Raw genomic sequence first — 9946 nt, 5'->3', positions numbered from 1 at the left:
CTATAAAAAATGACAACGTTAAGAACTTGTGAACAGGGACACGAGTACTATAAAAGTAGCGATTGTCCAACTTGCCCAGTCTGTGAGAAAGAGAGAAAACCAAAAGAAGGTTTTCTCTCTCTTCTTTCAGCGCCAGCAAGAAGGGCATTAGAGCACCGTGGAATTCACACTGTAGAAGAACTCTCAAAGTATAGTGAGAAAGAAATTTTAAAACTGCATGGTATGGGACCTGCGTCTTTGCCGAAGCTTAGGAAGGCTTTGGAGGAGAGTGGGTTATCATTTAAATAAAATGAAATAGTGCCTCTTCACTACTTACGTGTTTATACCACTATTTGTGGACAGTGAAGCTCTTGCTTATTAAAATTTCATTTTAATAATTTTGAATTACATAAAAGAAAAAAGTAGGAGAATATCTCCTACTTTTTTTACGCTGTTCCAATCTGATCTTGATCTGCCACATCAGAATCAAATGTATTCGTTGCACTAACACCGTTAAACGTATTCACGACAAACCCAACATTGGAAGCTCCAGATCCGTTATAGGCTTTCGTGTTTTCTTTCGGAGATACGTTATAAAAATCTCCTAAGTTGAAAGAGCCGTTACTGTTTTGCACGACGAGATTTCCTACAACTGAAGGCATACCATCCACCTACTTTACTAAGCTTTTTAATTACTATATGAATTATTGTGCGGAAGGTTCATCCGTAATATATTGGCGGATTTGTATAATACGAGAGTTATTAAAACCATAATCAACATTTCCAATTTGAAAGCAACCAGAATTTAAAAGTGTCCGCAATTCAACGTTATTCACTTCAATAAAAGGGCATTCATTTACAATATTTAATTTTACATCTGTCGTTCGTTTTGGAATTGTAATGTGTTCATCTGTAAAGATTTCAAAAGCATCAAAGCGACCTTCTCCCCGTATATAAAAAGGAATTTCACGGTGGACGGCAATAGCTCTACTTTTTAATTCCATTTGGTTTGCATCTCCAACTTGAAATACGGCAGTAATCCCTAAAGAAATAATAGAAACATTTTGGACAATGGACACATGATGCAACATAATTTTTCAGTCTCCTTAACCTGGAGTAGGAGGGACATCTGTTACTAATGGTACAAACGGACCCTCTGTAACTGTTTCAAATGGTGTATCGAGAATAGAAGATAGAATGAGGAGATTTGCATCTCCAATTAAAAAGAGTGCGGACGACGATACACCGTTCATTTTAATCTGTCCGACTTTTAACTCACGGTTTACAACGTTAAGGTTCATACCTACTTACTCCTTTCGGAAATTTCCCGGTATGTGCTGAATAAAGGAGAGAAAGGCTTTGTCAATATCTTGTTTCATTGCCTGAATAATGATATCTCGTAAATAATCTGGATCTGTTGAAATACCTTCATATGATTGCGCTTGTGATAAATAATAAGGGAGTCGATGCTCCATCTGTTTTTTTATGTCATCCACCATCATTTGTCGATACATTTCATCAAGCGGTGTTCTCTCTTCTTGTTCAAAATGGAGAATACGATTATATGCTTCTTCATCTAAGTATCGATGCATTTCTTGGAGGATACCTTGATAAAAGTCTGGGTTTGTTTCGGTTTCAGGGTTTACCTTCAATGTTTCTGTATCCACTTGAAAATCTTCAATTTGTTGTCCTTTTGCTGAAAATGGGTTTAAACCAATATTTAAAGTACCATTTAAATTTTCGACTTTTAATTGATCGAATTTGTATTCCACTTTTCCTACAGAAGAGGAGGGGCGATTTTTTAATTCGTTAAGCTCTTCTTGGAGTTGGCGCACTTGATCTTCTAAATTTAGGATGGCTGCTTGTTGTGTTTGAAGAGCTTGTTGAAGTTGGTGTAAGTAAGTATATATATCTTGATTCATTTGTGAAACCTCCTTTTCAATAGGGAGGGTAAAAATATTCCTGCTATATATTTATGACAAGGATGTCTTAAGAAGAACTAGTTGATGGTTTGATAGAAATAATTTGTCCTTTTGCCTGTAATGGGCGAAGCGGTTCCGTAAATCCGCCCGTATTTGAAAATTTAGATAGGGCTTTAATACTTCCGGCAGTACCAATTTGGAATACAGAAGAGGTTGTAATGCTATCAATTTTAATACTGTTGATGATGATACTTTGGTTTACATAAAAATTCAATGCAATTGCCTCCTTTAAGTTGAGCCAATTATCGCTTGATCGATTACATCTGAATCGTTGACAGTCGTTGCACTTTGATAATTGTAGACAGAAACATTATCTCCAACGTTGAAAGAGCCGGCCCCGGCGAAAGCACGTGAGTAACTAATAGGCCTAATCGCAAATACATCTCCAATATGAAAAATACCACTTGATCCAATATTGACGATACGAATATGTCCGACCATAGCTGGCATACAAAACACCCTTCGTTTTTAAAATTTTCTTTTCTACTATTGTATGGGCGTTTCCAATAAAATGTGTATTTTTTTGAAATAAAAGAAACACACGCATTATTGCGTGTGTGTTTTGAACGTTTGATTAGGGTGTAAATCCGTATGTACATGACAAATTACATTTAAGAGCCTGTCCAGTTCTTGGCTACAATCCACTGTTTTTTGAGAAGTCATTCCATAGCGTTCAGCAAAATAAATCATTTTTTCACGTTTTTTTTCAATCGCTTGCTCAAACATTGAAATCGGCTCCATCTCTAAATGAAATTTTTAGTATATATGTAGTACATATTATACAAAAACTTCATAAAAAAGAAATGCATTCGCTAAAAAAAGTAAAATTTCTACATTTTATGCCAAATGATAAAGGGGTAACGAATAGGGGATGAGAAGAATATTGTAAAAATTAGCGTGCATGAGAAGGTTTTTTTCTTGCGGATGCGAATACAATTAAAGGGTATGAGTTTTAGGATGGAGAGTGGAAATATTGCGTTTTGTAACGGCGAAGAAAGAAGAAAAGGTATTTGTAGGTATTGTAGATGAAGAAGAAGAAAAGGTATTACACTTAAGAGAAGCGCAAAGACAAAAAGGGGAAAAGGTTACAATCCCTATTACAATGTTAGAGTGTATTGAAAGAGGGACTGAATGCTTTGAGAAAGTATGTGAAATTGTAAATTGGGCAAAAGAGAACGGGGAAGCGGCGTATTATCCGTTAACAGAGGTGAAAATATTAGCGCCGATTCCAAGGCCAAGAAAGAATATTTTGTGCGTTGGAAAAAACTATCGTGAGCATGCGGTAGAAATGGGCGGAGTAGAGTCTATTCCAGAAAATATAATGATCTTTACGAAAGCGCCAACAACAGTTATTGGCATAAATGAGCAAATTAATGGTCACCCTCATGCAACGGACGAACTAGATTATGAAGGAGAATTAGCTATCATTATTGGTAAGCGAGGGAAGCAAATAAAAAAAGAAAAAGCGCTTGAGCATGTTTTTGGTTATACGATTATCAATGATGTAACAGCTCGAGACATTCAAAGAAAACATAAACAGTTTTTCCTTGGGAAAAGCTTCGATACATTTTGTCCGATGGGACCGTATTTAATTCATAAATCGGTGGTTAATGCGCCGAATGCATTACACATTGAAACGGTAGTAAATGGAGAAGTAAGGCAAACTTCTAACACAAATAAAATGATTTTTTCAATAGAAGAAATTATTTCAACGATAAGTAAAGGAATGACTTTAGAACCAGGTGATATTATCGCAACAGGAACGCCGGCTGGTGTCGGAAAAGGTTTTACACCACCGAAGTTTTTACATGCTGGTGATGAAGTGGTCATTACAGTAGAAGGAATTGGTACTTTACGAAATGTAGTGAAATAAAGAAAAGAGCTATCTTGTTAAAAGATAGCTCTTTTTTTATGGCCTTGGGTTATAGAGGTAATCGATAACGGCAAAAGTGTAAAGACCAATGAATGCAAGTGTACAAATGCCAAATAGTATAACCGTAAGTGCGCTTTTTTCTCGTCCAAAACCAATGATAGTAAGAATAACAGCAGTCCAAAATGATGCTTTCAGTAGTGTGAGTGTAGTAGGAGTTGAGTAATGAAGCCATGTTGTGGAAAGTAGGAAACCAAAGAATGTAACTAAAATAAAAGCTGTAGCTAAATAGTTAATATGTTTACCATATCTTAATAGCATGTCGCACCTCCTTTATGATTTTAAAATACAGAAAATTACAATTTTATCTTAATATAAATGAATATAAAAAGAAAGAGGTTGTCCCAACATGTCGGACAACCTCTCTATCATTACGATAATACAGCTTTAATTTTTTGGAATGCCCACTCTAAATCTTCTTCAGAGATTACTAGAGGTGGTGCGATACGAATTACATTTTCGTGTGTTTCTTTACATAATAGACCAGCTGCTTTTAGTTGTTCACAGTAAGGACGAGCTGGCTCGTTTAATTCGATACCGATGAATAAACCTTTACCACGAACTTCAGTGATCATTGGGTTATCAATCTCTTTTAATTGCCCAACTAATTTTTCACCTAATTGAAGAGAACGCTCTGTTAATTTTTCTTCTTCTAACACTTCAAGAGCCGCGATAGAAACAGCACATGCAAGTGGATTACCACCGAATGTAGAACCGTGAGAACCTGGCTCAAATACACCTAAAATGTCGCGGTTTGCTGCTACGCAAGAGATTGGGAACACACCGCCGCCAAGTGCTTTACCAAGTATGTACATGTCAGGAGTTACATTGTCCCAGTCACAAGCAAATACTTTACCAGTACGGCCTAAGCCAGTTTGGATTTCATCTGCTACAAATAAAACGTTTTCTTTTTTACATACTTCAAAAGCTTCTTTTAAGTAACCAGCTGGTGGGATATTAATTCCTGCTTCACCTTGAATTGGCTCTAAAATGAATGCTGCTGTGTTTGGTGTAATTGCCGCTTTTAATGCTTCTAAATCACCGTAAGGAATTACAACGATGCCAGGAAGCATTGGACCGAATCCACGCTTGTACTCTTCATTTGAAGACATAGAAACAGAACCCATTGTACGTCCGTGGAAGTTATCTTCACAAACGATGATTTCAGCACGGTTTGCTTCCACTTTCTTCACATCATAAGCCCAGCGACGAACTGTTTTAATTGCAGTTTCAACAGCTTCAGCACCTGTATTCATTGGAAGTACCATTTCTTTATTAGTTAGTTTCGCAACTTTTTCGTACCAAGGACCTAATTGATCGCTATGGAAAGCACGAGAAGTTAACGTAACACGATTAGCTTGGTCAATTAAAGCGTTAATAATTTTCGGGTGACGATGACCTTGGTTTACTGCAGAATATGCACTTAATAAGTCCATATAGCGGTTTCCTTCAGGATCTTCTACCCAAACACCTTCTGCTTTAGAAATAACGATTGGAAGTGGGTGATAGTTATTTGCTCCGTATGTGTCTGTAAGTTCGATAATATCCTTAGTTTGAATCATGATTGTTCCCCCTTTTGTTATTACAAGAAGTTTGTAAATACTCTAAATATTATATCATTTAAATGTAAAAAAGCGAAACATTTCCTGAAAATAAATGAACATGTTATCATATAGAGTGAAAAAGTGTGAAAAGAGGAGGTAAGGGATACGATGGTACATATGCATATTACAGCATGGGCGTTAGGTTTAATTTTATTCTTCGTTGCGTATTCACTTTATTCAGCAGGAAGAAAAGGGAAAGGTGTACATATGGGGCTTCGCCTAATGTATATCATTATTATTGTGACAGGCTTCATGTTGTACATGAGTATTGTGAAGACAGCAACAGGTAGCATGCACATGTGGTATGGCTTAAAAATGTTAGCTGGTATTTTAGTTATCGGTGGAATGGAAATGGTTCTTGTGAAAATGAGCAAAAACAAACCAACAGGGGCGGTTTGGGGCTTATTTATTGTTGCGCTAGTAGCAGTATTTTACCTTGGGCTGAAATTACCGATTGGCTGGAAAGTATTCTAATAAAAAATAAAGCCACCTTATGATCTCAAAGACTTGGGAGATTATAAGGTGGTTTTTTACTTTATCCCGTAAACATCAGATTGGTGAAGGCTAATAATCAGTGGGCTACCCCACTGATTAAAGTTTCACTTTATGTCGCATCGATATGCAACTCTTCTCCATTTACTTTCGTAAAACGGAACATATTTTTATTTGACGTAGTGTGACGGACGAAATGGTGCTGCAGTGTACAGATCATTTCTTCGTTATCAAACAAAAGAATATTTACTCCTTCGCGTGACTCCTCTTGCGGTAAGAAAGATAAATAATTATGACAATACATGCAATCATATAAAGAGTAGTGAAGTGATTGCAATGATTCGGTTAATAATGTGAAGACAGAGTCAGGTAATTCCTCCAGCCATTCATTATAGCTAAGAAGTAACTTTTTTCGAATACGTATCATTTCACCATTTTGCAAATGGTGTTGCTCGTTGGCGATTTGTAATACATCTTGTTCATAGAAACGGGCTGGTAGCCAATTGTTATTATACAAAATTTCAAACCCATCTTCGGCAATATCTTCTAATAAAAACGCTTCATCATTTTCATCATCAAAGAATACCCACTCATTGTTTATATATTCTACATTACCGACTGTATGAGCACGGGGCTGATTATATAAAATATGTTTACGTTGTATCATACACGATTTCTCCTTTATGAAAAGTAGTTATTCCTGTTATAGGCAGTTCGTGCATTCTTTATAACTAGACACATATAGACATAGGTGGGCATACAATAAAACACGTTTTACTGAGTGAAAATGCTATTCCATATGTGGATAGTAGGTTATCGTCAAGTTTTTCATTTTTTTGATCCGCACTCTTAGGGTGGGGATTACTGCACGTTCAAGAAAAGAAATAAGATGGAAGGATGATTTATATGTGCGGGATTACAGGATGGGTGGATTATAAACGCTCATTAGAAGGAGAAAGAGATGTCGTTACGAAGATGGCTGAGACGTTAGCGAAACGGGGGCCGGATGATAATAAAGTTTGGATTAAAGGAAATGTCGCATTTGGGCATAAGCGGTTAATCGTTGTGGATCCTGAGGGCGGTAAACAGCCGATGACTTGTTTAAAAGGTGAAACGAATTACGCCATTTGCTATAACGGTGAACTTTATAACACAGAAGACATTCGAAAGGAATTATTAAGAAGAGGATATACGTTCAAAGGTCATTCTGATACAGAAGTATTATTAGCTTCTTATATTGAATGGAAAGAAGAATGTGTCGATCATTTAAACGGTATATATGCGTTTGCAGTATGGGACGAACAGAAAGAACAAGTATTTATTGCGAGAGATCGATTAGGTGTAAAGCCACTTTTTTATAAATATGATAGCGGACGCTTACTATTTGGTTCGGAGTTAAAAGCGATATTGTCGCATCCAGATGTGAAGGCGGAAGTAACGTTAGAAGGATTATCAGAAATATTCGGGCTCGGACCGTCAAGAACGCCTGGCCACGGTATTTATGCTGGTATAAAAGAATTGCGTCCAGGTCATGCAATGACATTTTCAAAGAACGGTTTATGTATATGGAGATATTGGAATGTAGAAAGTAAAAAACATGAAGACTCTTTTGAAGAAACAGTAGAGAAAACGCGCTTTTTATTACAAGATGCTATTACAAGACAGCTTGTTTCTGATGTACCACTATGTACTTTTTTATCGGGTGGTGTAGATTCGAGCGCTATTACAGCTATTGCAGCGAAAGAATATGAGAGATCAGGAAAAGGGCAATTACACACGTATTCTATTGATTACGAAGATAATGACAAATACTTTAAAGCGAATGCATTCCAGCCAAATTCAGATGCTCCGTTTATTAATTTAATGACTGAGACATTTCAAACAACCCATCATCGCTGCGTCATTTCGAATGAAAAATTAGCAGAGTATTTAACTGAAGCAGTACTCGTTCGTGATTTGCCTGGTATGGCAGATATCGATTCGTCATTATTATGGTTTTGCCGAGAAATTAAACAAGATTTTGTCGTTGGCTTATCTGGAGAATGTGCAGATGAAATATTTGGTGGATATCCGTGGTTTTATAGAGAAGATGATTTACAATCGAGTGCATTTCCGTGGATGCGTTCTACAGAGGCACGTGAACAACTTCTAAAAAAAGAATGGAGAAATAAATTAAATTTACAACAATATGTACAAAGGCGCTATGAAGAGTCGATTCAAGAAGTTCCTATTTTAGAGGGGGAAAGTCCGCTAGAAGCAAAAAGACGCCAATTATTTTATTTAAATATGGTATGGTTTATGACAACATTATTAGACAGAAAAGACCGCATGAGTATGGGAGCGAGCTTAGAAGTACGTGTTCCATTTGCAGATCATCGTCTTGTCGAATATGCGTGGAATATTCCTTGGGAAATGAAAATGTATAAAAACCGCGAAAAAGGTCTATTACGTAAAGCGTTAGAAGGTGTACTTCCACATGACATCTTATATAGAAAGAAGAGTCCTTATCCGAAAACGCACAATCCGCACTATACAAAAGCAGTAACAGTATGGCTTCAAAATCTATTAACGGATAAAGGTTCAATTTTACACGAACTGTTTGATAAAGAGCAGTTGAGCGGATTGATTCAGTCTGGCGGCAGTGCATTTCAAACACCATGGTTTGGTCAATTGATGACTGGGCCACAGCTTTTAGCTCATTTAGCACAAATTCATGTTTGGTTTAAAGAATATGGGGTAAATATTAAGGAATAAGGGAAAAGCGGCTTACAATTATGTAAGTCGCTTTTTATTAAAGAAATTGTCATATAAAATTCAAAATCACCTTATAAATAATACTTAATTAGAATTATTATTTTGACGTACTTATTATTACTTGTTATAATTGGAAACAAATGTTCTGAAAAAGATTCTCATTTATAAAATTGAGGTGTTAGATAGATGACAAAGAAAAGAATAGGTTTACTCGTAATGGCGTATGGAACACCAGAATCATTAGACGATGTAGAGGCATATTATACACATATCCGTCACGGGCGTACGCCATCAGAAGAAGCGCTTGAAGATTTAATTGGGCGCTATAAAGCGATTGGTGGAATTTCACCGCTTGCAAAAATTACGAAAGAACAGGCGCATAAATTAACAGATTCAATGAATAACATATTTACAGAGTATGAATTTACTTGTTACTTAGGTTTAAAACATATTGCACCATTTATAGAAGATGCTGTAGAAGAAATGAAGCGTGATGGGATCGAGCAAGCGATTAGTATCGTATTAGCGCCGCATTACTCTACATTTAGCATTAAAGCGTATAATGACCGTGCTATTCGTCTTTCAAAAGAAATCGGTGGTCCTGTTATTGAACCAATTGAACAATGGTATGATGAACCGAAATTTATTTCGTATTGGGCAGACCAAATAAAAGAGACGTTTACAGAAATTGATAATAAAGAGAAAGCAGTCGTAATTTTTTCAGCGCATAGTTTGCCGGAAAAAATTATTGCAGCAGGAGACCCTTATGTAGAACAACTAAAGCATACGGCAGATTTAATTGCAGAAGCTGCAAATATTCAAAACTATACAATCGGTTGGCAAAGTGCTGGGAATACTCCAGATCCGTGGATTGGTCCAGATGTGCAAGATTTAACGAAAGATTTATATGAAGAGCATGGGTACGAATCTTTCATATATTGCCCAGTTGGTTTTGTAGCGGAGCATTTAGAAGTTTTATATGACAACGATTATGAATGTAAAGTTGTAACTGATGAATTAAATGCCAAATATTTTAGACCAAATATGCCGAATGCACAATCAGCATTTATCGACTGTTTGGCTGAAATTGTTTCCAAAAAAGTGAAGGAAATAGTTGACAAAGATTTAGTTTTGAATAATAATTAATTTATAATAATTTTAAATAAATAATAATTACTACGAAATAAAGAGGAGGATCCCCCTAG

The 9946-nt window shown here is 36.3% G+C and carries 15 protein-coding genes; 5 read left to right on the top strand and 10 right to left on the bottom strand.

Annotation, left to right across the window (positions count from 1 at the left end; translation table 11 throughout):
• Positions 1 to 9: 9 nt before the first annotated feature.
• Positions 10 to 288: an RNA polymerase alpha subunit C-terminal domain-containing protein gene (locus ACTFR3_RS14040; protein ID WP_098212802.1), complete on the top strand. Its 279-nt coding sequence runs from the start codon at positions 10 to 12 to the stop codon at positions 286 to 288.
• 137 nt (positions 289 to 425) lie between these two features.
• On the opposite strand, the gene gerPF is transcribed toward ACTFR3_RS14040, so the two are convergent.
• The 7 genes from gerPF to ACTFR3_RS14005 form a co-directional block, all read right to left on the bottom strand.
• Positions 426 to 641 (bottom strand): spore germination protein GerPF, encoded by a 216-nt coding sequence (gene gerPF, locus ACTFR3_RS14035; protein WP_001141566.1) that lies wholly within the window; start codon positions 639 to 641, stop codon positions 426 to 428.
• Between the two features lie 42 nt (positions 642 to 683).
• Positions 684 to 1070: a spore germination protein GerPE gene (locus tag ACTFR3_RS14030; RefSeq protein WP_000902324.1), complete on the bottom strand. Its 387-nt coding sequence runs from the start codon at positions 1068 to 1070 to the stop codon at positions 684 to 686.
• A 15-nt stretch (positions 1071 to 1085) separates the two neighbouring features.
• A complete protein-coding gene (gene gerPD, locus ACTFR3_RS14025) occupies positions 1086 to 1280 on the bottom strand; it encodes a spore germination protein GerPD (protein WP_001052807.1) in 195 nt (64 codons plus the stop codon).
• A 6-nt stretch (positions 1281 to 1286) separates the two neighbouring features.
• A complete protein-coding gene (gene gerPC / locus ACTFR3_RS14020; RefSeq protein WP_001070760.1) occupies positions 1287 to 1901 on the bottom strand; it encodes a spore germination protein GerPC in 615 nt (204 codons plus the stop codon).
• A 67-nt stretch (positions 1902 to 1968) separates the two neighbouring features.
• On the bottom strand, positions 1969 to 2175 hold the full coding sequence (gene gerPB / locus ACTFR3_RS14015; protein ID WP_001012508.1) for a spore germination protein GerPB: 207 nt from the start codon (positions 2173 to 2175) through the stop codon (positions 1969 to 1971).
• Between the two features lie 14 nt (positions 2176 to 2189).
• Positions 2190 to 2411, bottom strand: a complete 222-nt coding sequence (gene gerPA / locus ACTFR3_RS14010; RefSeq protein ID WP_001111187.1) for a spore germination protein GerPA — start codon at positions 2409 to 2411, stop codon at positions 2190 to 2192.
• A gap of 96 nt (positions 2412 to 2507) precedes the next feature.
• Positions 2508 to 2687 (bottom strand): aspartyl-phosphate phosphatase Spo0E family protein, encoded by a 180-nt coding sequence (locus tag ACTFR3_RS14005; protein ID WP_000462841.1) that lies wholly within the window; start codon positions 2685 to 2687, stop codon positions 2508 to 2510.
• Positions 2688 to 2934: 247 nt separating this feature from the next.
• On the opposite strand from ACTFR3_RS14005, the gene ACTFR3_RS14000 reads away from it, so the two are divergent.
• A complete protein-coding gene (locus ACTFR3_RS14000) occupies positions 2935 to 3834 on the top strand; it encodes a fumarylacetoacetate hydrolase family protein (protein ID WP_001213071.1) in 900 nt (299 codons plus the stop codon).
• Between the two features lie 36 nt (positions 3835 to 3870).
• Here the strand turns inward: ACTFR3_RS14000 and ACTFR3_RS13995 are convergent, their stop codons facing one another.
• Positions 3871 to 4152 carry a hypothetical protein gene (locus ACTFR3_RS13995; RefSeq protein WP_000926857.1) on the bottom strand — a complete coding sequence of 94 codons (282 nt, stop codon included), beginning with the start codon at positions 4150 to 4152 and terminating at the stop codon, positions 3871 to 3873.
• Positions 4153 to 4262: 110 nt separating this feature from the next.
• On the bottom strand, positions 4263 to 5453 hold the full coding sequence (gene rocD, locus ACTFR3_RS13990; protein ID WP_000616658.1) for an ornithine aminotransferase: 1191 nt from the start codon (positions 5451 to 5453) through the stop codon (positions 4263 to 4265).
• 150 nt (positions 5454 to 5603) lie between these two features.
• Here rocD and ACTFR3_RS13985 point away from each other — a divergent pair, with 150 nt between their 5' ends.
• The gene (locus ACTFR3_RS13985; RefSeq protein WP_000233494.1) at positions 5604 to 5969 is read left to right on the top strand and encodes a YisL family protein; all 366 of its coding nucleotides are present in this window, start codon (positions 5604 to 5606) and stop codon (positions 5967 to 5969) included.
• 130 nt (positions 5970 to 6099) lie between these two features.
• On the opposite strand, the gene ACTFR3_RS13980 is transcribed toward ACTFR3_RS13985, so the two are convergent.
• A complete protein-coding gene (locus ACTFR3_RS13980; protein WP_000616046.1) occupies positions 6100 to 6654 on the bottom strand; it encodes a DUF2777 domain-containing protein in 555 nt (184 codons plus the stop codon).
• A 239-nt stretch (positions 6655 to 6893) separates the two neighbouring features.
• Between ACTFR3_RS13980 and asnB the strand changes: the two genes are divergently transcribed.
• Together asnB and hemH are read left to right on the top strand one after the other, a co-directional pair.
• On the top strand, positions 6894 to 8741 hold the full coding sequence (asnB, locus tag ACTFR3_RS13975; RefSeq protein ID WP_025687429.1) for an asparagine synthase (glutamine-hydrolyzing): 1848 nt from the start codon (positions 6894 to 6896) through the stop codon (positions 8739 to 8741).
• Between the two features lie 186 nt (positions 8742 to 8927).
• Entirely contained in the window at positions 8928 to 9887 is a 960-nt protein-coding gene (gene hemH / locus ACTFR3_RS13970; protein WP_078385730.1) for a ferrochelatase, read from the top strand.
• Positions 9888 to 9946: the final 59 nt, after the last annotated feature.

Origin of the sequence: Bacillus cereus group sp. MYBK14-1 (genome assembly GCF_051916885.1) — a bacterium.
GTDB classification, from domain to species: domain Bacteria; phylum Bacillota; class Bacilli; order Bacillales; family Bacillaceae_G; genus Bacillus_A; species Bacillus_A cereus.
The sequence above is the reverse complement of the archived record's forward strand: the minus strand, read 5'-3'. Positions and strand labels throughout refer to the sequence as shown.